Consider the following 25,025-nt stretch of genomic DNA (forward strand, 5'->3'; position numbering starts at 1 on the left):
TTAAAAAAATTCTTTAAACCTAAATCTGTTTAACATGACTTCTAGGCAACGTAATGTTCATCGTATTATTTGGTTGTTATTAGTAATCATAATATCGCTTCTCATGTTCTTTTCCTTGAAAGAAATGGATTTAAAAAATACAAAAGAACATTCTAAAAATATTGAAAAAATATCTTCAAGAGCGCCATTAAATAGCGCTGAAAATGATTTGATCAAGGTTAACTTATATAAGAATGACTTAAAGGTCATTCTAAAAACTCCATTAAAAAATGCTTCTACAACCGTCTATTCAATAGATAAAAACGGAACATATCTAAATAGTCTTGGACAGATCACAACATCTGGCATTTATCATTTTTCCTTTAAAGAAGATTTAAAAGGTATCGTTTTATATGATGCTATTAAGCAAACAGAAATAACTAAAATTCTCTTTTAATGGCAATAGATTATAAACTAGTTATCTGGAATCCCTTTAAAAAGCAATATGATAAAATTATTGCATTTGGCATGTTGCTATATATAATTGTATTCGCTACTATAACTTTTATTTTTAATTCTGAAACGAGCATAGAAACATTGATAATTAGGGCTTTTGGAACACTTGCATTAATTATGTTACATATCATTTTAGTTATTGGGCCATTAAGCCGTTTAAATAATAAATTCTTGCCGGTTTTATATAATAGAAGGCATTTAGGGGTAAGTATGTTTTTAGCGGCATTGGTGCATGGTGGATTTTCTATATTTCAGTTCCATGCCTTAGGTGATGTGAATCCTATATATTCCATATTTACATCAAATATGGATTATAATTCATTGACGAATTTTCCATTTCAAGTTCTTGGATTTTTAGCATTGCTTATTCTATTTATTATGGCCTCCACAAGCCACGATTTTTTTCTAGCTAACCTATCTTCCAAAACTTGGAAAAGACTTCATATGCTTGTGTATTTTGCCTACGCTTTAATTATAGCGCATGTATTTTTAGGCGCTTTTCAACAAGAAACATCTCCATTCACAATAGGGTTTCTTATTCTAGGGTTTATAATTATTAGTAGCCTCCATCTGATTGCTGCCTTTAAAGAATATAAAATTGATAATGCCAATATCGCTCAAGAAAATGGCTGGCTTAAAGTATGTACAATCGATGAAATAGAGAATGATAGAGCAAAGATCTTTACCATAGCTAACGAACGCGTTGCTATCTTTAAATACAATGGTAAATTAGCTGCCATCCACAATGTATGTAAACACCAAGGAGGCCCATTAGGGGAAGGAAAGATTATTGATGGCTGTATAACCTGCCCATGGCATGGATATCAATATTTACCACACAACGGGCAATCACCTCCGCCATTTACAGAAAAAGTAGCCACTTATAATTTAAAGTTAAAGGATAATCAAGTATATATTCATCCAAAAGCGCAGGAAGAAGGAACAGAAATAGAACCTATACAATTTTAATATGGAAGAAAAAGAATTTTATGTTTCTTACATCAAAGAGAGTTTGGGTGCTAAAACCAAAAGATTATTACAGCAATTTGTATGGATTGTTTTAGGATTTATTGTTTTAGGGGCTTCACTATTTAGCTTTTTTCAGAAACCCTTTAAGAATAGTACATTCGAACTTAATAATGAAACAAAAGTCGTAGGAGTTTTTCACGAAGATCCCTATCCAATGCTTCGCGTTCAATTAAATGAAAGTACATTTAAGAATGTCTTATTGCTAGGATTCGGTAAATCTAGTGCCAATCCTTTTTTACAAAAACTGCTGAATAAGGAGGATAATCTTAATGGAAAAGTACTTTCTATTGAAGGCAATCTTATTTATTATAATGGTAAAACCCTATTACAAATTACCAATAATGAAAAAGTGCTATTAGAGAATGGTAGTGGACATATTCCAACTAAAGAACATATTAGTGAAATGGTGCTCGAAGGTGAAATTATAGATCCAAAGTGCTATTTTGGTGTGATGAAACCAGGTTTTGGAAAAATACATCGCAGCTGTGCCGTTCGTTGCGTTTCGGGAGGAATTCCACCTGTTTTAGCAACAACCGATAGTAATAACATTTCTGAGTATTATCTCATTACTGATTTAAATGGACAACCCATAAACAAAGAGGTTCTGCCTTATATCGGAAAACCATCAAAAATTACCGGAGCCATAGAAAAATTTGAAGATTGGTATCTTTTAAAGATTGATCCAGAAAATATAGAAATCGTAGGTAAGAAATCTGCTATCTATTAAATAAAAAAAGCGAACTTTTCAGTTCGCCTTTATCTATTGAGTTATCAAATAATAACTTATTCTTCGTGCTCGGCAATTAAATTATCAACTTCATCACCTTCTACCGTTTCAACGGTAACATCTTTTTTACCATCTTTTTCTGTAGTTGTAATGACAGTAGCATTTTTTGCTCCGTTTTCTTTCTTAACTAATACCTTCATTTCTGTATTCACACGATCTTCATTCAATATTACCTCATTAACTACTGCTTCTGCATGATCTTCTGAAGATGTATGACCACCTAAAATCGGGGCAATTACTAATCCAACAAGACATGTTAACTTAATTAAAATGTTCATTGAAGGGCCAGATGTATCTTTAAATGGATCTCCGACAGTATCGCCAGTTACAGCAGCTTTGTGTGCATCAGAACCTTTATAAGTCATTTCGCCATTAATCTCAACTCCTGCTTCGAATGATTTCTTAGCATTATCCCATGCACCTCCTGCATTGTTTTGGAAGATTGCCCACATAACACCACTCACACATACACCTGCCATATATCCTCCAAGTGGTTCAGCACCAAATGCTAATCCGATAATAATTGGAGTAATTATAGTTATCAATCCTGGTAATATCATTTCTCTTAAAGCAGCTTTTGTAGAAATATCGACACATTTAGCGTACTCTGGAGTACCTTTTCCTTCCATAATTCCAGGAATTTCTCTAAACTGGCGACGTACTTCCTCAACCATTTCCATAGCAGCCTTCCCTACAGATTGCATTGCTAGTGCAGAAAATACCACAGGAATCATTCCTCCAACAAATAAGGCGGCTAAAACATCAGCCTTGAAGATATTAATACCATCAATACCTGTAAAAGTTACATAAGCTGCAAACAAAGCTAAGGCGGTTAAAGCAGCCGAAGCAATTGCAAAACCTTTACCAACTGCAGCAGTAGTATTCCCCACTGAGTCTAATATATCTGTACGCTCACGAACATGTGATTCTAATTCACTCATTTCAGCCACACCACCTGCATTATCTGCAATAGGTCCAAAGGCATCAATTGCCAATTGCATTGCTGTAGTTGCCATCATTGCCGAAGCTGCTAAAGCAACGCCGTAGAATCCTGCTAAAGCATAAGATCCATAAATTGCTGCTGCAAATAAAATTACCGATGCAAAAGTTGATTTCATACCCACGGCTAAACCAGCAATAATGTTGGTAGCTGCACCAGTTGAACTATTTTGAACGATATCTAATACAGGTTTCTTACCTAAACTTGTGTAATATGCTGTTACTGCAGAAATTAAGGCGCCAACCGCCAAACCGATACATGCAGACCAGAATACATTCATTGAAGAAACTTCTTTAGCTCCTTCACCAAAGAAATTCATAATCATTGTTTCTGGTAACATATAATCTATTAAGAAGTAACTAGCGGCTAAGGTGATTAAAATTGCCACCCAGTTACCCATATCTAATGCTTTTTGTACTTGAGCTTCTTTAGCATCGTTATTAGAAATTCTTACTAAAAATGTTCCTAAGATAGACGCCAATATGCCAACACCAGCAATAACCAATGGTAATAAAATTGGGCCCATATTATTGAAAGTATCAGTAAACGGGGTTATCGCAGACATATCTCTAATAACATAATTACCTAATACCATTGCAGCTAATACTGTTGCTACGTACGAACCAAATAAGTCAGCTCCCATACCAGCAACATCACCAACATTATCGCCAACATTGTCTGCAATTGTAGCTGGGTTACGTGGATCATCTTCTGGAATACCTGCTTCAACTTTACCAACTAAATCGGCTCCAACATCAGCAGCTTTTGTATATATACCTCCTCCTACACGCGCAAATAAAGCAATTGATTCGGCTCCTAAAGAGAAACCAGCTAAGGCTTCAAGAACGATCGTCATATTTGTATAGAATGAACCTTCACCGCCCATAAACTGATTCGTGAAGAATAAAAAGAATAAACTTAATCCTAATACAGCAAGGCCGGCAACACCTAAGCCCATAACTGTACCTCCACCAAACGACACTTGTAATGCTTGAGGTAAACTTGTCTTAGCAGCTTCTGCAGTACGAGCATTTGCTTCGGTAGCAACTCTCATTCCTATATTTCCTGCTAAGGCAGAAAAAATAGCTCCAGAAATAAAAGCAGGCACTATCATCCAACTTGTAGTATCTACTAAAAGTGAAATTCCGAAAAGTGCAGCAGATGCAATTATTACGAAGATTAATAAGAGACGATATTCAGCATTTAAGAACGCAAGCGCTCCTTCTTTAATTGCTTTTGAAATACCTTGCATTTTTTCGTTACCCGCAGCTTGTTTCTTCACCCAAGACATTTTAACGAACATAAATAACAATCCTAAAATTGCTAATGCAATTGGTACAAAGATCATGTTTGATTCCATTCTATGATTTTATTAAGTTAACTTTAGTTTTAAGCCGTGCAAAAGTAGTAAAAGTGAGGGGATTAAAAAAATAAAAAGCTAAACAAACAGTATAAGTAGTTTGGTACTTTTTAGTAGCAATGTTAAATAATCAATGCTTTAAAAAGATATATGGTTAACATTCCCCAAAATGTACCAGTTGCCATACTTAATATCGCTAAAATAATTGCATGAGACATCCATTTTAACTCATAAGCAGCAGTCACAGCGGGAGCCGTTGCAATTCCTCCAACATTAGCCATACTAGCAATTGGTACCCAAGCCATATTTACATTCAATAATTTTGCTATTATAAGCATCACTGCAAAGTGACTTATTAACCAAACAATTAAAAAAGTAAGAAAATGAGGCTCAAATTGAAAAAGATTAAATTTTAATTTTAAACCTAAAATTGACATAACTATCAGAATTAAAATTCCTCCTAGTTTCAGCACAAAACTAAAATTCCATTTTTTAATCAAATTACTTAATAACAATCCTATAAATGATAAAACAATGATTTTTGTTACAAAGCTCTGCAACGTGTAATCTATAGCTAGAACGCAAATTATCAATATAAGTAAACAAGATATAGGGTGTAACGTTTTTTTAGCAGTATGATCGATACTTTTAGGTATTGTTAAGTTTGTGATTTTTAGTTTTTCATTCAAAAAATTACTTTTTTTAATTCCTTGAAACATTAATATTGTCCAGATATTTACCAAAATATTATCCAGAACTAATACAGCTAGAAAAATATTCTCCGGGCATTCTACTAGTTCCTTTAACACCAATTGACTCGTACTACCCCCAATCCAACTTCCTACAATAGGGGGTACTCCTTTCCAATAGTCTTGACCTACAAGTATTTCTGAAACAAAGCTACTATCCAACAATAAATATGCAGCCATTAGAGGAAAAACAGCTATCCATAACGATCCCGAAACAAACACTAAAATTGGTTTCCATCCAATAGACTTTAACTGATCTAATGATAAACTACTCATTACAGCAATAATAGCTAATGGTATAAAATAGAGCTTACTATATTCATGTATATTATGAGCGGACAGATCTTTACCCAAAATATAAGACAACAAGGCAGGAATTAAATAAGCTAATAATATTGCTGGCACCCAGTCGAACAACGATTTAATATATTTATTCTCCCAACGATCTAAGAAATAAACTGAAATCACTGTAAAAAATGTAATTAGCCATGCCAGCATAATTATTCGTATTTTAAAGTTGACTCAAATGATCAATAGAAATTTCTTAAAGCAAAATAAGAGGCTCACTTTTACTCTAAAATAACCTTCTTTATTACCGTTTTTCTACTTAATCTCATCTTCAAGAAATAAACGCCAGATAAGAAATTTCTCAAATCTACAACAGCTTCGTTATTAAAATTATCTATTGTTTTTATTTTTTCACCGAAGAAATTATATATCTCAATTTTATTAATTAGATACCCATTAACATATATTTTCCCTGAAGACGGGTTGGGGTATACTAGTATCTGATTTTCAAGAAACTCTTCTTCGTTTAAGGTGCTATCAAATACATTTGCTAGGGCATTGCTCATTTTTGCCCAAGCAGTTTCATTCTCTCTCAATTTTGAGCGTTCTTGTTCTATATGAATAAACCTACCTGTTGTGGTTGTAGCTGATGTCTCGCAATGATCTGAAGAGCTATTTATTAAACGCCCTTGTGTATTGGTAAACCCTATAAGACGTGTCCAACTAGTATTGATATGTGCAATTTCAAATGTTAAGGTATTGTCCTCATTTAAAAGCGCATCTCTTATCTGTACCGCATAATCTGTTGTTGGAGTTTCTCGGGTACCATTACTCATAATTACATAGGGGTCTGTTGTTTGCTTTCCAAACCCATGAAGCTGAATAAAAATAGAATTAGCAATAGTATTAAGTAAATTCTCTGTTGTTTTCTGAAACATCGCGTTTGTTACATGTGCAAGGTCTGAGATTCTATAAGATTGTCCACTTGTACCACATACACCAGTGGTTCCAGAACAAGAAGAAAAATTTAAGCTATTACAACGATGTGCACCATTAATAAAGACTGCTCGAGCAATTGTATTTTTAAAACAATATATCGCTTGTTTACCGGTATTCGTATCATATCTAGAATGGGGTGCTTGAATAATCAAATTATTTCGAACTGGTGTTTTACTAAAAACATAGGTACCCCAATAATTTGATTGCAGACTCTTTTCTTCTAACACATAAAATGTTTGATTAGGAGAAAGTGAGGTGTCTATAAATTCTGTTACCTGATAATTAATAGCATTCGCATTCTGCCTAGCAGTGACTATATCTTCATTTATAATGCTTGTGATAATACTATTCCAAGTATTTAATTGAGAAACATTTGGTTCATTATAATCATCTCCACCATTTCCAGGAGCATTATCAATAATTGCTCCTATATAATCATCAATGGCTCCTGTTGCCGTTTGAGCAACAGAAACCATAGAGATAACTAAAACAAAAATTATAATGAGACTATTTTTAATCATATTTTATTCTCAGTCAAGAGATGTTGAGCTTTTGCATTTTTTTGATTAAAGTTTTGCATAAGTTGATAAACGTGTGGGATTTGTTTCTGAAATCTTGTTAAAATGTCATATGAAATATTCTCACGACTAAATGGAACGACTTTTACATATTCTTGAATCTCACCTGCATTTCTACCATATTTATAATCGTACGGAAAACGGTTTTGATCATCAATAGTAACATTTCTATTGTCTTTATTAGCTACACTAATATAGAATTCGCTGTCCTTAATCGTTCCGTTCGGATTAAACAACGATTCTTCTTTTAAATATTCGTGTAATTCTTTAGCAGTATCTACAGCTGGATCAATTAATTTCACATTTTCTACCATTAAATCTCTGTATAGATATGTACCGTCTTTTCCTTTGTAATTAAAAAGCTCTTTCAAAACATCATTAATTTCTTGCATCATATATGGATAATGTGTACATCCTAATATTAAAGATTTAAGCTTATTTTTTGTTTTTGATTGACGGATTTTTTCCATTAAAGTTACCAAATGATAACGCACATAATTTTGAGCATCATTTATTTGAAGAATTGAACAATCATCGGCCTTTTCTGAATCACAAAGCATTTTACTATTATCAAAATCAAAGTTGTAAATATCAAAAAGTGTTCTATCAATCTTAATATCTCCGTTAAGACTCGGGCCTTTATAATCGTTTCTTGGTTTTTCTAAGTTCTTATCATAATAATTAGGATCTTCATCAACGGCTTCTGCGATGCCCACACCGCCTTGAGAAAATACCTCAATTATTCCGGTGTAACCCATTTCATCTTTTAGCTTAAAAATTGTATTTCGATAACCTTTAGATGATACTGTTCCTGCGGTCGCCAATACTCCAATAATGGCATCTTCATTCTTTTCTATAGATTGCAATGTGCCACGAACTCCGGCATCAATTACACCTATTACTTTAATATTGGCATTTGCTTTTCTTAAGAATTCTTCAATATATTCTTTACCATATGCCGTAGCAGTATTACAAGCAATTACTAAAGCTTTTACTGGTTGTTTATCTAAGTTTATTGAAGTATCATTCCTGTCAGAATAATACTTATTACTCAATAAAAATTGGGCATCCTTAATAATGTGTTCGTTTAATAGATCAACCTTATTTTCTTTAGAATAATTACCATAAGGCATGTTGGCTTGATCACCTAAATAGATAAATGATTCTTTATTAAAATCTATGATCCCATCACCACCATTTTCGAAGTTCTCATTATTGTTTTCGTCATAATTCACAATAGCCTTCAGAACTGTTAGACCCCCGGTTCCAGAATCAAAAACACCTATTGGTAAGGTCTTATCTTCTGTAGGGTAATTTGAGAAATCAACATGATAAAAACTTTCTTTATCATTAATAATAGTTTCAACAATGTCCCCTTTTTTTATTTCATTTTTTACGATAGTTTCTTTAGAAGCGTTTTGCTTACAACCAATCAATAATAAAATGGTTAGCATTGTAACTTTAAGATCAAACTTCTTCATAGTTTATTTATTTTTTTAGAACCTTCCCGTTTAATTTGTTTATGAATTTTCCTTTTTCAACAGATATTTTTCCATTTATAATGCTATACTCTAAACCTTCGGCTAATTGAAAAGCATCTTTATAATTTGCTTTGTCCTTAAATGTTTCAGGGTTAAATATGATAATGTCTGCATAATATCCTTCTTCTAGTTTTCCCCTTTTAGGGATTCTAAATATTTCAGCTGTTTTAGAAGTGCTATTATTAATAAATGAGGCTATATCAATTACATTTTCTTGCTTCACATATTTATTATACTTACGTGGAAATGAACCATACTTACGAGGATGGCCTGTGTTACCATCAGATCCAGTAACCACCCATTCTTTCTGCATAAAATTTTGAATATCGTATGGATTCATGTTAAAAGAGGCGACACGTACATAACCAGTTTCAAGCACCTTAAATACGGTTTCTTCTGGACTCATTTGAAGCGCTTTAGAAACCTCGAAAAGATTTTTATTTACAAAGCTCGAATCAGAAGCTTTCACTATTAATAATTTGTCAGCTCCTCCTCTTCTTGTAATATTTTCTTTGGTCTCTTTTAGTATTCTTTGTTTGAACTTTGAATCATTATATCGAATGAATAATGAATCTTTACCTCCGCTTTCAGCCCAACGAGGAACAACGGCCGCTTTTAATCCTGTTGCCGATGCATCATAAGGATATTGATTTGCGGTAACATTAATACCTTCTTTCTTTGCTTTTTCTATGAGTGCTATTATTGAATCACTTTGTTTCCAAACATCTACCCCTAAGCATTTAATATGCGAAATATGTATTGGCAATTTTGCTTCATTACCTATTTCTATGGCCTCTTTTATTGCCGGAATTAAACCAACGGTATATGAGCTTTCGTCTCTTAAATGGGTATCGTAAATTCCATTATTCTTCGAAACAATTTTTGCTAAAGCAATTACTTCATCTGTATCAGAATAGCTCCCTGGTGAATAAAATAACCCCGTAGACATCCCGAAAGCACCGGCATCCATTTCTTGTTGCATCAATACTTGCATCTTTATTAGTTCATCTTTACTCGCCTTCTTATCACTATTGCCCATTACTTGTTCTCTAACTGTTCCATGCCCAACGAGTGGAATTACATTTGTACCAATTCCATGGGCTTTATAAAGCTTTACATATTTAGAAGTTGGGTAAAAGCTATCCCCATCATTTCCTGTAATAACGGTGGTTATACCTTGAAAAAGAAAAGGTCGATTATGTGATATTATTGAATCCTTCAAATCTCTATCAGCATGTGTATGTGGATCAATAAATCCAGGAGAAACAATTAAGCCCGTAGCGTCTATCTTATTGGTTGCTGAAACAGCATCGCCTGCATTGTTACCAATAAAAACAATTTTATCCCCTTTTACTGCAATTGAAGTATGCCGAGGTATTGAATCAATTCCATCGTAAACTATTCCATTTTCAATTAAAATGTCGGCTGTAATTTTTTTATTGGTGCATGCTATACTTAATATAACAACTAATATGAGCCATAGTTTTTTCATAATTTACAAAGTGTTCTTTATGAGTAAGGTTGTTTATTTAATATATCCTGGTACTGAAATATCTGCCATGGTGTGTAATCCTGGTTCTGCTTTTAAAACACTTTTAATACTATTAATTGCTATGGCACAGGTGGCAATGTCTCCATTAACACCACCATCAATTTCTGATGAAAAAGAGGGCGTTCCTATAATAGTAATTTTATCAAATGATCTTGGTTCACCAATGGCTGCTTTAAAGTGCATCTTAATTTTACAATATCCTTTTTGATATCCATATGCGGTTTGTTCAACACCACGGGCATCACCTTTTTCAATTCTAATAGCTTCAGTAATAATTTGGTGCGTAGAAACCACCGGCTGCAGTTCTTCAGTAACTCTATCCAGATTCATCCCAATGCTATTGGCTAATAAGTAAACTGATTCTGGAAGTCCTACATGTCTCAAACTACCTTCTTCTTCCTTTATTTTAAAAGCTTGCAGATCTAAACCAGCTCCAATTTTTCTTTGAAATGGAATGCGTCTTGGTGTGGCATCTTGAACACGTTCAACAATAATTTGTTCAACATCTTTACAAACAGAGCTCATTACGGCTGGTAAATAATCCATTAAAAATCCAGGATTTATTCCTGTTCCTAAGCAAGCTATATTATACTTTTTACAGATGTTATCAAGTTCTTTACTTAATTCTGGTTGCAAGTCCCAAGGATAGGAAAGTTCTTCACAGGTTGAAATTACCGGAATTCCATATTGTGCAACTTCTTCTACCTGAGGAATTATTTTATTTAAACTAGAAACGGTTGTTATAATTGCAATATCGGGAAGTGTCTCTATTGCTTTTAATGCGCTCTTCACTGAAGTATAAATAAAGGCATCTTTTGACAGATTTGCATCTAATTCATTTAGTGATTTTTCCTTTAACTTAGGGTCAATATCAACAACCCCAGCCGTTTTTACAGTAGATTTATCAGATATATACCTCGCAATTTGAATTCCTAACGGTCCAAACCCTATTTGCAAAACATTAATCATAGTTGCATAATTGTTTATTTGGAAAGAAGAGGCTGCTTAAAAAGCTTTTAAACAACCTCTCTTTACTAAACAAAATTTAGTTGGTTACTATTGATTCACCGGAGTAGGTGTAAATAAATCAGGTATCGGGCTTGGAATGTTACTATTTCCATCTATTTCATCCTGAGGATATAAAAACCTTTGAGGATTTACAGTTGTCGTATTATTATTTAATGGAAACGGCACAATCAAATCACTGTCTGCCGATCTTAATCTTCTAGCGTCGTTAAATGGCATATAGGTACTGAACCCAGAAACATAACGTTCTTCGATAATTTCTCTAAGAATTGCTCTTTCAACATCTATATTATCCATGTTTTCCATCCCGCCAGCTTCGAAATCTGCCAATACATAGTCATCATATAAAAACGGTTCTCCATTTATATTGAAAGCATTCCCTGATCTTAGATATGCACGCAATTCATTTAATTTATCTATTGCGCCTTGAGCATCATTGTTTACTCTAATTAAACATTCGGCCCATATTAATAGGTTTTCGTAATAACTAACTAATTTCATAGGTGTGGTAGCATCATCTATTCCTCCCGCCTGCTCTCCATCACCACTTATATAAGAATAAACTCTACGAGCAGTTTCATTCGTTTTTGCATTGTTTCTTCCATTAGGATTTGCAGGATCCAACAAGTCTCTATAAAAAGCGCCGTCGCCAGTCATATCGCCTGCACGGCTACTATTTACAAAGTTGTATAATAAATTACTATTACCATCAACGTCACCAATTGGGTTATAAGACATCGTTCCAGAACCATCGCTAATTCCGTTAGCTACATTTGCTAAAGCCTGCGAATATTGTTTCGTTTGTAAATAATAACGTGCTTTTAAAGTATAAGCAGCAGCAATCCATTTATCTTCATCACCTCCGAAATAATTATCTTGAGAATTTGTGTTCGCTGTTGTTGAACCAGTTTGAAGCTTAGGAATTGCATTATCAAGTAACGTCTGTAAAGCTGTAAACACATCTGCTTGAGGATCTAAAGCAGGATCTTCAGCATCTAAACCAGGTGCATCAGGTATCGCTTGAGAGTAAGGTATATTTCCAAATAGAGAAGCGCCGGTACCTACCGCTAATGCTTCGTTTACGTCAATAATGCCTTGCAGCCTTCCTACATCAGAAGATAATCTTCTAATTTCCTTATTCTGAACCAAAATGCCATTATAAATATGCCCCCAAACAGCATCTGAATCTCCAGGAGTATAATCATAATTATATAATGTTTGTTGTACTAAATTCAAGCCAATAAGACCGCCTGTATAATACATTGATGTTCTCGCCAATTGACCTTGCTGCACTTGCGCATTCGCCAATAGGGTTCCTAATAATAGCAGGTCTCCTGATGGAACTTCTACTAATTGATTCGGATTATCATTTACATCTAGATAATCATCACATCCCGTAACGGATATTAGAAAAATAAATGATAAAATTATTTTATATGTAGATTTCATAATTTTTTAATAATTAATAAGTGAACTTAATTCCAAAAGCATATGTTCTAGCACCAGGATTAGAGAAATAATCTAAACCTCTACCACGCCCAACACCAAATTGGTTAATATCAGGATCAATACCTACAACATCTGTCCAAATAACTAAATTCCGACCTGAAGCAGTAAACTCAATTGACTGGAAACCTGTTGCTTTCTTAAATTTCTCTGAATTGATTAAATAAGACAATGACAATTCTCTGAAACGCGTCCAGCTTGCATCATCAACCGCAAATTCATTTAATTTCCCATCTCCAAAGCCATATAATGTTCTATAATAATCTTCATCAAGAAGAACATTACCTCCTCCAAAATTACCAACATTACCTCTTACAACTGATCCTGCGGGGAATACATCTCCGTCGTGATTTACTAAATCTTCTGTTAATGTAATAGTATTACCAACATCGGCATGTGTTCCAAAATAAGAAGTAATAAAGCGTGTTCTTTGAGCCATATCATTACCTTGACTCGTGTCAAAAAGAGCTGATAGTGATATGTTTTTATACGACAAATCAAATTGTATTCCACCTCTCCAGTCTGGGTTCGGATCTCCAACAATTAAATTTCCGCCTGTATCAACTTGAGGGAAACCATTGGCATCTAATACAAAACTACCGTCAGCATTTCTTAAAGCTCCTTGCGTATATAGAACTCCTAAAGGTTGTCCTTCAATGGCAACAGATTGAATAGAACTACCAGTTGTAAAATTGATTACTCCTCCACCTGTTAATTTTGAAACCACATTATCATTAGTGCTATAATTTACTGAAACCGAACCTCTCCAATCGGATTTCTTTAAGAAATCATATTTTAATTCTAATTCAAAACCTTCATTTTCAATTGTTGCTCCGTTACCATAGATCTCATCAAATCCTTGTGAAGGAGGAATTGAAATTGTTAGCAAAACATCTTCAGTTTTATTTGTATAATAAGTTGTAGAAAGAGAAAGTCTATTTTTTAAGAATCTTAAATCCAGACCAATTTCATACTCAGTTTTAATCTCTGGTTTCAAATTAGCATTACCAAGGCGTTCATCAAATTGAAAACCACCTCCAAAATCTTCAATGGCAATTGCATCAGAGAATGTTGAAAAACTACCAACCTCAAAAACTGTTTGTTCTCTATGTGCTATTGGCACGTTTGCTACTTGTCCATAAGCTAATCTTAATTTACCAAATGATAACGTACTGGTGTCTTCTAATAATCTGCTAAATGTCCAACCTAATTCGGCACTAGGATAAAAGAAGCCATTATCTGATTTAGGTAGAACAGAATGTTTTTCGTATGCACCTCCCAATTGCACTACCAATTGATCTTTAAAGTCAAAATTAGCGGTACCATAAAAACGAATATTTCTTCGACTTGTTCTTGTGGTTTCAGAGCCAATATTCTCTTTTGCAGCAATTTCTGCCGGATCTAAAGGACTTCTAAAATTCGCTAAGAAATTATCAGCTTCTGTGAAATTTCTTTTACGTCTTCTATCATTTAAACCGAAACCTACAACAACGTTAGTGTTTAAATCTTCTGTTATACTGTAATTAAATGTTGTGATTAAGTCACCACTAAATTCTTGGTTATTAATTGTTTCATCAAATAATCTACCATATCTTCTAGCAGAACCTGCGGTATACCAAGGGAAGAAATACACCCTCGAGTCTACATAAAAATCAACACCTCCTCTTATTACAGAGGTAATGTGATCATTCCATTGATATGAAATTTCACCTGTACCAACTAACCTGTTCACATTGGCCGTACTTTGTTGTTCGTTGATCGTCCATAAAGGATTGTTGTAAATGGCATTATCACTATTACCTAAATATCTTCTATATGAACGATGTCTAGATGGCGTAATAGAGCCCGAACTACTGTGATAATTACCAATATAATCTGTAATATCGAAGTCTGGTGCAGTTCTTAATAAGCCTAAATATAAACCTGCCGTATTCGAACCTTGTTGCGTTCTATTAGAACCTGTATGAATATAATTTGCTTTGAAGTTTGCCTTTAATTTCTCTGTTAAGTTTTGAGTAGTATTTAATGTAAAGTTTGTTTTCTTATAGTAACTACTTTCTATAATTCCATCTTGAGAAACATGACCTGCACTTAAATAATAGGTGGCTTTTTCATTACCACTACTAACAGTTACTCTATTGTCATAGGTAATACCGGTTCTAAATACTTTATCAAAATTACTATCAGTAAAAACATTTTGAGAATTTTTTTGAGTAATAGGGTAAATGACATTATTTGAAACTAACGATTCAAAAAATTGACCTGACGTATCCACAGCATCTGCACCACCTGCTCTATCAGAAATTCTATCACCCCAAGAAAAAGCTGAAGTCGGACTATAATTACCATTAGTACCTTGACCAAAAGATTTCTGCAAAGGATGTTTATAAGCTATCTCATCAATTGAAATACCAGTGGAAAAAGTGGCAGTAAATCTACCCGCCTTACCTTTTTTAGTGGTAATCACAATTACACCATTCAAAGCTCTAGATCCATATAATGCACCTGCTGACGCACCTTTAAATACTTGAAAAGATTCAATATCATCAGGATTTAAATCATTTAAACGGGATTGCTGTGAAACACCAGCAGAAGGATCACTATCTCCTGATCCCGAAATATTATCATTATTTAATGGAATACCATCAACTACAATTAAAGGTTGACTTGACCCTCCTAAAGAGCTTGTTCCTCTAATTTGGATATTTGAACCTGCTCCCGGATCGCCCGAAGTTGCATTAATACTTACTCCGGCGGCTTTACCTGCAATACCATCGATAATTTTATTCTCTACAGGTTGTACAAGCTTATCAGCTTCAATTTTAGAATATGTAGAAGCCATTTTATCACGTTTCTCTACAAAGCCTAAAGCAGTTACTACTACTTCATCAAGAGCTTGAGCATCTTCAACAAGCGTAACATTAATGGTAGTTTGTCCTCCTACAGTAATTTCCTGATTCACATACCCTAGAAAGCTAAATACTAAAACAGCTTCATCATTGGGTACGGTAATCGTATAATTACCATCAAAATCGGTTGTTGTTCCTGTGGTTGTTCCTTTTACAACAACACTTGCTCCAGGTAAAGGCCCTGAAGCATCGCTTACAGTACCAGCAACCTCTTTTTGTGCAAATAACATACTACTAGAAAGTAGTAGTGCACATAAGCATAAAAATAGTTTCCTAATCATAATTGATTGAGTTTAGTTAATAAATTATTTGTTTAGTAATATGTTCATCATTTGTTCGGCAGTAACTTTGCCTATCAATTTTATTCTAGCTCTTGGCGTAGCATCTCCAATTTCATAGGTTATTCCGGTAGCATTGTGCCCATATAAAAACCAACCTTTTGAAACGGGCTTAGTACTATTTCCGGCGGCTTCATTTACTTTATAATTTTTAATATTTGCTTCTAAACTGGTAAACCAATCATCAATAAAATTGGGCAGTGTCGTTCCTTCTCTTATTTTATTAGTATAAAACACGTCGTACCAGGTTGAGTGAAAGTCAAGCCCAAGAATTAATTTAGAATTATCCTTTTCTAACTGCTTGGTTATGTATTTTACGGTTTGTTTAACCTCTGGTTGATTGTATTTAGACCAATCCCTATTAGTATCTACTCCTCCAGCATTATGACGCCAATGTCCAAGATCCACTCCATCGGGATTCATAATAGGAAAAGCCAAAACCCGATACTCACTTAAGAAGTCATTTGAAAGTTTAGATTCATTTAATATGGTTTGCAAAAATTCTTGAAAAGCGAAATAACCCGTTACTTCTGGAGGATGTTGTCTAGTAACCAAAACAATTATTGGTTTATCCTTTTTAACGCCCTTAAATATATCTAGTACAGGTAAATCTCTCCCCAACTTAGATTTTCCAAAATTCTTAAAGTGAACATATTTTTTATCCTTAATTAAGTTAGTATACCAATTTTTTACATCGGCAGATGTTTGAAGTTCTTGAGCCGCTATTGTTAAAGGAGACTTATCTAACTTTACCCGAATAGATACTTTAGTATCTTTTTTAATAATATTGGCAGAATCGATAACTTTCCAAGTATCTTTCTTTCTTAATTTTGGTAAGTAACGATGTTTATACCCCTTTGGGTATTGAAAAGTAAAATACATTGTTTTTGGCGCTTCAGACCATGCTTTAAAAGCATAATAAGCGCTATTATTAATTGGTTCGTTTTCAGGACTAATAACCACAATGGCTGTACTATCATTTACCTTTTTTAAGCCATTTAAACGGGCTCCATCAAATTGATTACTAACATATAGGTCTATACCTTCTAGATTATATACTTGTTTGCTTTGAAAAGTAATTTGTTTGGTTGTAGTGTCAACAGGAGTTTTAAAGCTTACCTCTTTTACACTCTTACAAGCCCCGAGTATGATCAGAAATAATCCAAATAAAAGGTATATGGCATTATTACTAGTTAAGGGTCTCATGAGTTAATTAGTTGAATTCTAACCAAAATTAATTGTAGAATATAGTATATTGCACATACCAATTATAAACTATATAGCATACCAATTATGCATTTTAACATTAAAAGTATTCTAAAGAACAATGGTTTTGGCAATAAAGATGATTATGAGAACATTTACATCAATCTATATACTTCATTAAAAAAGGCCATTATAAACAGGTTTTTAGAAGAAGGAGTAAAACTACCTCCATCGAGAGTCTTGGCAAAAGATTTAAATATTTCTCGTAGCACTGTTTTAAAAGCTTACGACCTTCTTGTTTTAGAAAAATATGTGAAATCTATTAAAGGTTCTGGGTACTATGTATTGTCTTCAAAAGACAAAAAAATTTATTACAGGCTTCAATCAAAAAAGAACAAAGGGAAATATCCTAGTATTTCGAAAAGAGGAGAAGCCTTTAAAAAAAACATTCATGTTATAAATAAAGAATCGAATAAAGGAATTGCTTTTAGACCTGGTTTACCTCCATTAGATGTTTTTCCTGTGCAACAATGGAAAAAATTAATTGATCAGTATTGGCGTTCAATTAAGTCATCAGAACTATCATATTCAAATACAATTGGTCTCCAAAGTCTTCGTGAAAATATTGCAAATTATTTAAAGCTCTATAGAAATATAGATTGTAATGCAGATCAAATAGTGATTACTTCGGGTTCGCTACATTCGTTATTTTTAATCTCTAACGTTTTGTTAGATAAGAACGATGAGGTAATAATTGAAAATCCCACTTACCCTCATGCTTATGGCTTATTCGACAGTTTAAAAGCATCCATTTGTTCTATTGACGTAGATCAGGAAGGTATTAATATAAAAAAGGCAAAGTGTAAAAAACCTAAGTTCATTTATACCACACCTTCAAATCAATACCCTTTAGGAATTAAAATGAGTATGAAGCGTCGATCTGAACTTTTAAAATGGGCGTCTAAAAAAAGTACGTTAATAATCGAAGATGATTATGACCATGAGTTTAGTAATTGGGAGCATCCATTCGCATCGCTTTATAGCTTAGATAGGCAAGAGCGGGTAATTTATCTCGGAACTTTTAACAAGTTATTACATCCTTCTATTAGATTGGGATATATGATTGTGCCTGATTATTTATTAGATGCGGTAATTGCATTGTATGAGCAGTCAAGCAGATTTATCGCCAGATCTATACAGAAAACTATGAGTGCTTTTATTGAAAGAGATTATTTAAACAAACACTTAAGAAATGTAATTGAAGCCTCTCTTGAGAGAAAAAATGTTTTTATAAACCACTTTAATAAGAACTTAGACGATCAGCTGTTATTAGATGCTACTAATACGGGCTTACATCTTATTGCCAATGTAACACAAAATTTTAGAGATGTTGATCTGGCCAATCACTTAAGTAAAGATAATATTATTGCGCATCCCTTGAGCAAATATTTTATTAATAAAGAAGTTAAAAATGGTTTAGTAATGGGTTATAGCTCGGTAAACACAAAACTGATAAAAGATAGCCTATTAAAAATGCGTAAAAATCTAGATAAGTTCGCTAAAGATTCTGCTTAGAGTTTAAAATAGAAAAAGCTGGGATAAAATCTCAGCTTTTTTTGTACCAAAGGTGGGACTCGAACCCACACGCTATTGCTAGCATTGGATTTTGAATCCAACGTGTCTACCAATTCCACCACTTTGGCGAATGGGTTGCAAATCTAAAAAATATTTTGCTATCAATGCATAAAATAGTAAAAGAAGAATGGCTTCACTTTTTAAATAATTTTTACTTTTGTGCCGAACTGAAAAACAGTACAACTAACTATTTAACACACAACTACTCAACATGAAACAAAAAGTACCTAAACCTAAACTTTTTGCCTGTTCTCAATCACTCGAATTAGCCCAAAAAATTGCAGATGCTTATGGAGGTGAATTAGGAAAATCTAAGAAAAACGTCTATAGTGACGGTGAATTCCAAGTATCTTTTGAAGAGTCTATACGCGGTAGACGTATATTTATTATTGGTTCTACAATCCCTCCGATGGATAATCTTATGGAAATGCTCTTATTTATTGATGCTGCTAAGCGAGCCTCAGCAAGACATATTACAGCTGTTATACCATATTTTGGATGGGCACGTCAAGATAGAAAGGATAAACCACGAGTGCCAATAGCTGCAAAAATGGTTGCTAATTTATTGCAAGCTGCAGGAGCAACTCGAATCATTACGATGGACTTACATGCCGATCAAATACAAGGTTTTTTCGAAAAACCAGTAGATCACCTATATGCTTCTACAATCTTCTTACCAGAAATTCAAAAAATGAATTTGGAAAACCTTACTATTGCTTCTCCAGACATGGGCGGATCTAAAAGAGCCTATGCTTATTCTAAGTTTTTAGAAAGTGAAGTTGTTATCTGTTATAAGCAGCGAAAAAAGGCTAATGTGGTTTCTCATATGGAATTGATTGGTAATGTTGAGGGTAAAAACGTAATCTTGGTAGATGATATGATTGATACTGCTGGAACTTTAACGAAAGCCGCTGATCTAATGATTGAAAAAGGGGCTAAAAGTGTGCGTGCAATATGCACGCATGCGGTACTTTCTGGTGAGGCATATGAACGAATCGAAAAATCTAAACTCGAAGAATTAATCATAACGGATACTATTCCAATAAAAAGGCAATTATCCAAAATAAAAGTTGTAACTTGCGCGCCCTTATTCGCGGACGTTATGCATAAAGTGCAGAGCAACAAGTCAATAAGTGATCAATTTTTAATGTAAATAAATTTAATTTAAGTAATGAAATCAATTACGATCAAAGGATCTCAAAGAGAAAGCGTAGGCAAGTTATCAACTAAAGCCTTACGTAATGCTGGAAAGGTGCCTTGCGTGTTATACGGAGGGGAAAAACCATTACACTTTTCAGCGGATGAATTAGCATTCAGAAACTTAGTGTACACTCCTAATGTTTACACAGCATCGATTGAACTTGAAGGTGGTGAAAAAGTTAATGCAATTTTGCAAGACATTCAATTTCACCCTGTTACGGATAAAATCTTACACATTGACTTCTATCAATTATTTGATGATAAAGAAGTTAGTTTAGATATTCCGGTAAAATTACATGGTAACGCTCCTGGTGTTATGGCTGGTGGATCATTGCGTTTCCCGAATCGTAGACTTAAAGTACGTGCTTTACCTGCAAATTTACCTGATTTTATCAATGCTGATATCTCTAAGTTAAAAATTGGAGATAAGATATACGTTCTTGATCTTAGAAATGAAGATTACACGATCTTACACCCAGACAATATGGTTGTTGCTCAAGTTAGAATGTCTAGAGCAGCCATCGCTGGTGATTCGGATGAAGATGAAGATGATGAAGCAGCTACAGAAGAAGGAGCAGAAGAAGCAACTGCTGAAGCAGCTCAAGAATAAAATTTCAGTTCAAATGAACATTAGTAAGAGCTTCGCTATACGCGGAGCTTTTTCTTTTATATTTGTTCTATGCAAATAATTTCTTTTTTAAAGTCTCTTTTCAGAAAAGAAACAACTACAGAAGAATCTATGAAAAAATACTTAATTGTCGGTTTAGGTAACATAGGTGAAAAGTATCATGAAACCCGCCATAATATTGGTTTTAAAATTTTAGACGAGCTAGCTAAAGCCGAAGATATTTCTTTTGAAATGGAAAAATTAGGCGCTTTAGCAAGATTTAAATTCAAAGGAAGAACTTTTATCTTATTAAAGCCTTCTACTTTTATGAATTTAAGCGGTAAAGCCGTGAGATATTGGATGGATAAAGAAAAGATTCTTTTAGAAAACGTTCTTATTATTGGTGATGACCTCAATCTTACTTTTGGTACATTTCGTGTTAAGGCTAAGGGAAGCGATGGTGGTCATAACGGACTTAAAAACATTAATCAAATCTTAAATACTCAACAGTATGCTCGTTTTCGGTTTGGTATTAGCAATGAATTTTCTAAAGGAAGACAAATAGATTATGTATTGGGCACCTGGAATGATGATGAGCAAAAAAAATTACCTGAAAGGCTTGAAAAAGCGATTCAAGTAATTAAATCTTTCGGCACTGCTGGTATTAAAAATACCATGAATGAATTTAACGGTAAATAAGCTATTCTACCGTCACAGACTTCGCCAAATTTCTAGGTTGATCAACATTACAATCGCGCATTACCGCAATATGATATGACAACAACTGCAACGGAATTGTTGTTAATAACGGAGTTAATGCCTCTTCCGTTTCAGGTATTTCGATTACATGATCAGCAATTTCTTTTACCTGCTCGTCTCCTTCGGTTACAACAGCGATAATTTGACCTTTTCGCGATTTGATTTCTTGAATATTACTTACAACCTTCTCATAATGCCCTTTCTTGGTAGCAATTACTACAATTGGCATATTCTCATCGATTAAAGCTATTGGCCCATGCTTCATTTCTGCTGCAGGATAACCTTCAGCATGTATGTATGATATTTCTTTTAACTTCAAAGCGCCTTCTAGGGCTACAGGAAAGTTGTATCCTCTCCCTAAGTATAAGAAGTTAGCAGCATCTTTATAAACACTTGAAATATACTTTACATGCTCATCGATTTTCAATAATTCTTCAACTTTTTGAGGAATTAACTCAAGTTCTTGTAGGTGCATTCGGTAATCTGAACTAGACATTGTTCCTTTTGCTCTAGATAATCGAAGTGCAATTAACGTTAAGACAGTAATTTGTGTCGTAAAGGCTTTGGTAGACGCCACTCCAATTTCTGGGCCGGCATGCGTATACGCACCCGCATGTGTTTCACGAGCAATTGACGAGCCTACAACATTACAAACACCAAATACAAAAGCTCCTTTAGATTTCGCCAATTTAATAGCCGCTAATGTATCAGCAGTTTCACCAGATTGAGAAATTGCAATAACTACGTCTTTTTCCGTAATAATCGGATTGCGATATCTAAATTCAGAAGCATACTCTACCTCTACAGGAATTCTAGCAAAATCTTCAAAAATATATTCAGCAACCAGTCCTGCATGCCAAGAAGTTCCACAAGCCACTATTATAATACGGTCTGCATTCAAGAATTTTTTCATGTTATCTTCAACACCAGCCATTTTAATAATAGCTTTATTTCTTAATAAACGACCTCTATAGGTATCAGTAATAGCTCTTGGTTGTTCATGAATTTCTTTGAGCATAAAGTGTTCATAGCCTCCTTTTTCAATTTGCTCTAAATTCATCTGTAACTCTTGGATATCAGGAGACACCAAAGAATCATCTTTAATTTTACGAATTTTTACATCTTTACCTACTCTAATTATAGCCATTTCTTCGTCTTCCAAATACACTGCATCTTTCGTGTATTCAATAAATGGCGATGCATCAGAAGCTACAAAATATTCTTTCTTATCTTTTCCTAATCCAATAGCAATAGGGCTACCCAATCGTGCAACAACGATCTCATTAGGTTTCGTTTTATCAAACACTGCAATCGCATAAGCTCCAATCACCTGATTTAAAGCGATTTGAACAGCTTTACCTAGCTTAACATCATTTTGTTTTTTAACCTCCTCGATTAGATTTACTAAAACTTCGGTATCTGTATCACTTTTAAAACTATAGCCTCGCTTTATTAATTCTTTTTTTATGGTATCGTAATTTTCAATAATACCGTTATGAATAATAACTAATTCACCTGATTGAGAAACATGTGGGTGTGCGTTAACATCGTTAGGTACTCCATGAGTTGCCCAACGTGTATGACCAATTCCTAAATTCCCTTCTGTAGTAATTTCTTTTTCCACTCTTTCAAGCAGATCACTAACTTTTCCTTTTGTTTTTGCAAGACTTACATCTTTACCATTATACAAGGCAACTCCAGCACTATCGTAGCCTCTATATTCTAAACGTTGTAGTCCGTTAATGATAATAGGATAAGCATCTCTATAACCTATGTAACAAGTAATTCCACACATAGCTCTATTTTTTTATTTTTCTTTTTATTGAGGGTCTTCGGTATAATAGATCTTTAATTTTAATCGTTCTGGATCTGGTGTTATTCCATCACTTAAAAATAGTTTATTCCCTTTTATCACAACTCCTTTCGGATCCCAGCTTAAATCTCGAACAATGGTATCAAATATGCTTACAGGTGCATCCGTAAGGTGATACATTTTAATTGCTAATTTACTCAAATCATCAGGATCTTCAGATTTTAAAACATCTGATAAATAATCGGTAATTAAAAATTGATATTTTTCTGGTGTTCCATCATCTTCATTTCTTACTAAAAATCCTCCTATCCCAGTTACCTGTCCTTCCGTTATTACATCTTTAACAATAATATTATCATCAACGTTGTACAAATATAGTCTGTTTGGTAAAATATACAGATCGTCGTTATGAGCAACGTCTTGATCAATATATAATTCTAAGATCGCGCCATTAATGAGCCAATTTTCATTTCGTATCTCATCTATATCTACATTCTTAAACAAATCTAACTCTATGTTTGTTCCAGCAGCGCCAGAAATATACAATCTTTCACTACCCTCAGTTAAATCAGGATTATTAAAGGCCTCCATTAGATCTGGCACCTGAGAATAATCTCTATTATATATTGCAGTACGGATTCCTGATACTAGTAATGATAATGTTCCTTTAGTTTTAACCGGAACTTGCAAATCATCCGTATCCCCATCTCCGTTAAGATCTGCCGTGGTCTCATCTGTTAATAGATCAAACGTATAATAAATGTTTATAGTAGCATTGTTCAATGCTAACTGCATTAATGGGCCTCCGCGGCCTGGTGTCTTTTCTGAAGCTTCAATAATTAGCCCTCTGAAGTAATTTACAAAAGTTTCAGACGAAGCTAAATCTCCTTCAGTAATATTATCAATAAAAATATTCGTTATTAATCCTTTATCTAATTGAAGTTTAATTGAAGGACTTAAATCATCCTTTTTTATGGTGTCTATTGCAGCTGAGCCCTCAAATAAATTTCTAGGAACATATAATACCGTGTCATTTTTATTAGGTATAAAGCTTGAGGCGTATAGTTCTTCTAGTGTTTCATAACTCTCATCCGAAAAATAGCGTTTATTTTGAGTCGGATCTTCTGGGTCTAAAGTATTTAAAAACGTTTTAAGCCTATGTACTTTTAAATTTATAGTATCTAAACTTCCAAAAATTGAATCAAGCTCAAAATTAGGAGTATTATCGTCATTATTTGTTAGTCTTGTTGCGAAGTACGGAATATCTAATACTACGGCGTCGATCACCGGATTTAATCCAAAGTCTATTCCAAGTGCAGGTCGCTGAACTTGAGATATAAAAGATGCTGTTAAAGTACCTAAGTTAGGATCTTTTAATATTCCGATATTAAAAACTGGCAAACCATCTAATGCGCCACTGGCTGCATTATCGCCAATAACCTCAGAACGTTCAATATTTTTTGTGTAGGTAACTACTTCAAAGATGGTGTCTTTTGTATTAAAAAGATTATTATCAACGATATTCACCCCAACATCTTCAAAATCTTTTTCACAGGCAATAATGCTAAAAAGTACAATGCTAAAAATAAGCAACGACTTAAAGCTGTTTACAATTCTATTAGTCATAAACAAATTTTACTATTTAAAT

18 protein-coding genes and 1 tRNA gene are annotated in these 25,025 nt (G+C 33.8%); 7 read left to right on the forward strand and 12 right to left on the reverse strand.

Annotated elements, in window-relative coordinates; genetic code table 11:
- The first annotated feature begins 34 nt into the window (after positions 1–34).
- The 3 genes from AC1EUU_RS10525 to AC1EUU_RS10535 are packed head-to-tail and all read left to right on the forward strand — an operon-like array spanning position 35 to position 2,251.
- The gene (locus AC1EUU_RS10525) at positions 35–436 is read left to right on the forward strand and encodes a hypothetical protein (protein ID WP_480201382.1); all 402 of its coding nucleotides are present in this window, start codon (positions 35–37) and stop codon (positions 434–436) included.
- Positions 436–1,464 carry a Rieske 2Fe-2S domain-containing protein gene (locus AC1EUU_RS10530; RefSeq protein WP_480201383.1) on the forward strand — a complete coding sequence of 343 codons (1,029 nt, stop codon included), beginning with the start codon at positions 436–438 and terminating at the stop codon, positions 1,462–1,464. The genes AC1EUU_RS10525 and AC1EUU_RS10530 overlap by 1 nt, the downstream gene beginning before the upstream one ends.
- 1 nt (position 1,465) lies before the next feature.
- Positions 1,466–2,251, forward strand: coding sequence for a hypothetical protein (locus AC1EUU_RS10535; RefSeq protein ID WP_480201384.1), 786 nt, complete (start codon positions 1,466–1,468; stop codon positions 2,249–2,251).
- A gap of 56 nt (positions 2,252–2,307) precedes the next feature.
- Here AC1EUU_RS10535 and AC1EUU_RS10540 read toward each other — a convergent pair whose 3' ends face one another.
- The 9 genes from AC1EUU_RS10540 to AC1EUU_RS10580 form a co-directional block, all read right to left on the reverse strand.
- Positions 2,308–4,671 (reverse strand): sodium-translocating pyrophosphatase, encoded by a 2,364-nt coding sequence (locus AC1EUU_RS10540; RefSeq protein ID WP_480201385.1) that lies wholly within the window; start codon positions 4,669–4,671, stop codon positions 2,308–2,310.
- A 122-nt stretch (positions 4,672–4,793) separates the two neighbouring features.
- Positions 4,794–5,918: a DUF819 family protein gene (locus AC1EUU_RS10545; protein ID WP_480201386.1), complete on the reverse strand. Its 1,125-nt coding sequence runs from the start codon at positions 5,916–5,918 to the stop codon at positions 4,794–4,796.
- Between the two features lie 71 nt (positions 5,919–5,989).
- Positions 5,990–7,228, reverse strand: a complete 1,239-nt coding sequence (locus AC1EUU_RS10550) for a T9SS type A sorting domain-containing protein (RefSeq protein ID WP_480201387.1) — start codon at positions 7,226–7,228, stop codon at positions 5,990–5,992.
- Positions 7,225–8,766 (reverse strand): glutamate racemase, encoded by a 1,542-nt coding sequence (locus AC1EUU_RS10555; protein WP_480201388.1) that lies wholly within the window; start codon positions 8,764–8,766, stop codon positions 7,225–7,227. The genes AC1EUU_RS10550 and AC1EUU_RS10555 overlap by 4 nt, the downstream gene beginning before the upstream one ends.
- A 7-nt stretch (positions 8,767–8,773) precedes the next feature.
- The gene (locus AC1EUU_RS10560; RefSeq protein ID WP_480201389.1) at positions 8,774–10,318 is read right to left on the reverse strand and encodes an N-acyl-D-amino-acid deacylase family protein; all 1,545 of its coding nucleotides are present in this window, start codon (positions 10,316–10,318) and stop codon (positions 8,774–8,776) included.
- Positions 10,319–10,351: 33 nt separating this feature from the next.
- The gene (locus AC1EUU_RS10565; protein WP_480201390.1) at positions 10,352–11,347 is read right to left on the reverse strand and encodes an NAD(P)H-dependent amine dehydrogenase family protein; all 996 of its coding nucleotides are present in this window, start codon (positions 11,345–11,347) and stop codon (positions 10,352–10,354) included.
- An 87-nt stretch (positions 11,348–11,434) separates the two neighbouring features.
- On the reverse strand, positions 11,435–12,853 hold the full coding sequence (locus tag AC1EUU_RS10570) for a SusD/RagB family nutrient-binding outer membrane lipoprotein (protein WP_480201391.1): 1,419 nt from the start codon (positions 12,851–12,853) through the stop codon (positions 11,435–11,437).
- A 13-nt stretch (positions 12,854–12,866) separates the two neighbouring features.
- Complete coding sequence (locus AC1EUU_RS10575; RefSeq protein ID WP_480201392.1) at positions 12,867–16,100, reverse strand: SusC/RagA family TonB-linked outer membrane protein; 3,234 nt, start codon at positions 16,098–16,100, stop codon at positions 12,867–12,869.
- 24 nt (positions 16,101–16,124) lie between these two features.
- Positions 16,125–17,363, reverse strand: a complete 1,239-nt coding sequence (locus AC1EUU_RS10580; RefSeq protein ID WP_480201393.1) for a M14 family metallopeptidase — start codon at positions 17,361–17,363, stop codon at positions 16,125–16,127.
- Positions 17,364–17,450: 87 nt separating this feature from the next.
- Here AC1EUU_RS10580 and pdxR point away from each other — a divergent pair, with 87 nt between their 5' ends.
- Positions 17,451–18,938: a MocR-like pyridoxine biosynthesis transcription factor PdxR gene (gene pdxR / locus AC1EUU_RS10585; RefSeq protein WP_480201394.1), complete on the forward strand. Its 1,488-nt coding sequence runs from the start codon at positions 17,451–17,453 to the stop codon at positions 18,936–18,938.
- A 44-nt stretch (positions 18,939–18,982) separates the two neighbouring features.
- Here the strand turns inward: pdxR and AC1EUU_RS10590 are convergent.
- Positions 18,983–19,066, reverse strand: a tRNA-Leu gene (locus tag AC1EUU_RS10590).
- A gap of 143 nt (positions 19,067–19,209) precedes the next feature.
- On the opposite strand from AC1EUU_RS10590, the gene AC1EUU_RS10595 reads away from it, so the two are divergent.
- The 3 genes from AC1EUU_RS10595 to pth all read left to right on the forward strand — a co-directional run bounded on the left by AC1EUU_RS10595 (position 19,210) and on the right by pth (position 21,504).
- Entirely contained in the window at positions 19,210–20,151 is a 942-nt protein-coding gene (locus AC1EUU_RS10595) for a ribose-phosphate pyrophosphokinase (protein WP_480201395.1), read from the forward strand.
- Between the two features lie 18 nt (positions 20,152–20,169).
- A complete protein-coding gene (locus AC1EUU_RS10600) occupies positions 20,170–20,808 on the forward strand; it encodes a 50S ribosomal protein L25/general stress protein Ctc (protein ID WP_480201396.1) in 639 nt (212 codons plus the stop codon).
- A gap of 129 nt (positions 20,809–20,937) precedes the next feature.
- The gene (gene pth / locus AC1EUU_RS10605) at positions 20,938–21,504 is read left to right on the forward strand and encodes an aminoacyl-tRNA hydrolase (protein ID WP_480201397.1); all 567 of its coding nucleotides are present in this window, start codon (positions 20,938–20,940) and stop codon (positions 21,502–21,504) included.
- Position 21,505: 1 nt separating this feature from the next.
- Here the strand turns inward: pth and glmS are convergent, their stop codons facing one another.
- Positions 21,506–23,359, reverse strand: a complete 1,854-nt coding sequence (gene glmS / locus AC1EUU_RS10610; protein WP_480201398.1) for a glutamine--fructose-6-phosphate transaminase (isomerizing) — start codon at positions 23,357–23,359, stop codon at positions 21,506–21,508.
- Between the two features lie 24 nt (positions 23,360–23,383).
- Positions 23,384–25,003, reverse strand: coding sequence for a DUF4270 domain-containing protein (locus AC1EUU_RS10615; protein WP_480201399.1), 1,620 nt, complete (start codon positions 25,001–25,003; stop codon positions 23,384–23,386).
- Between the last annotated feature and the right edge of the window lie 22 nt (positions 25,004–25,025).

The organism is Maritimimonas sp. 2205BS37-2 (assembly GCF_056591755.1).

Bases quoted from the DNA above. Each gene is read 5' to 3' on its own strand.
- AC1EUU_RS10595 (WP_480201395.1), top strand. From the start codon at position 19,210: ATGAAACAAAAAGTACCTAAACCTAAACTTTTTGCCTGTTCTCAATCA.
- AC1EUU_RS10555 (WP_480201388.1), bottom strand. From the start codon at position 8,766: ATGAAGAAGTTTGATCTTAAAGTTACAATGCTAACCATTTTATTATTG.
- AC1EUU_RS10540 (WP_480201385.1), bottom strand. From the start codon at position 4,671: ATGGAATCAAACATGATCTTTGTACCAATTGCATTAGCAATTTTAGGA.
- AC1EUU_RS10525 (WP_480201382.1), top strand. From the start codon at position 35: ATGACTTCTAGGCAACGTAATGTTCATCGTATTATTTGGTTGTTATTA.
- AC1EUU_RS10580 (WP_480201393.1), bottom strand. From the start codon at position 17,363: ATGAGACCCTTAACTAGTAATAATGCCATATACCTTTTATTTGGATTA.
- AC1EUU_RS10550 (WP_480201387.1), bottom strand. From the start codon at position 7,228: ATGATTAAAAATAGTCTCATTATAATTTTTGTTTTAGTTATCTCTATG.
- AC1EUU_RS10575 (WP_480201392.1), bottom strand. From the start codon at position 16,100: ATGATTAGGAAACTATTTTTATGCTTATGTGCACTACTACTTTCTAGT.
- pth (WP_480201397.1), top strand. From the start codon at position 20,938: ATGAAAAAATACTTAATTGTCGGTTTAGGTAACATAGGTGAAAAGTAT.
- AC1EUU_RS10535 (WP_480201384.1), top strand. From the start codon at position 1,466: ATGGAAGAAAAAGAATTTTATGTTTCTTACATCAAAGAGAGTTTGGGT.
- AC1EUU_RS10600 (WP_480201396.1), top strand. From the start codon at position 20,170: ATGAAATCAATTACGATCAAAGGATCTCAAAGAGAAAGCGTAGGCAAG.
- glmS (WP_480201398.1), bottom strand. From the start codon at position 23,359: ATGTGTGGAATTACTTGTTACATAGGTTATAGAGATGCTTATCCTATT.
- AC1EUU_RS10530 (WP_480201383.1), top strand. From the start codon at position 436: ATGGCAATAGATTATAAACTAGTTATCTGGAATCCCTTTAAAAAGCAA.
- AC1EUU_RS10615 (WP_480201399.1), bottom strand. From the start codon at position 25,003: ATGACTAATAGAATTGTAAACAGCTTTAAGTCGTTGCTTATTTTTAGC.
- AC1EUU_RS10545 (WP_480201386.1), bottom strand. From the start codon at position 5,918: ATGCTGGCATGGCTAATTACATTTTTTACAGTGATTTCAGTTTATTTC.
- AC1EUU_RS10570 (WP_480201391.1), bottom strand. From the start codon at position 12,853: ATGAAATCTACATATAAAATAATTTTATCATTTATTTTTCTAATATCC.
- pdxR (WP_480201394.1), top strand. From the start codon at position 17,451: ATGCATTTTAACATTAAAAGTATTCTAAAGAACAATGGTTTTGGCAAT.
- AC1EUU_RS10560 (WP_480201389.1), bottom strand. From the start codon at position 10,318: ATGAAAAAACTATGGCTCATATTAGTTGTTATATTAAGTATAGCATGC.
- AC1EUU_RS10565 (WP_480201390.1), bottom strand. From the start codon at position 11,347: ATGATTAATGTTTTGCAAATAGGGTTTGGACCGTTAGGAATTCAAATT.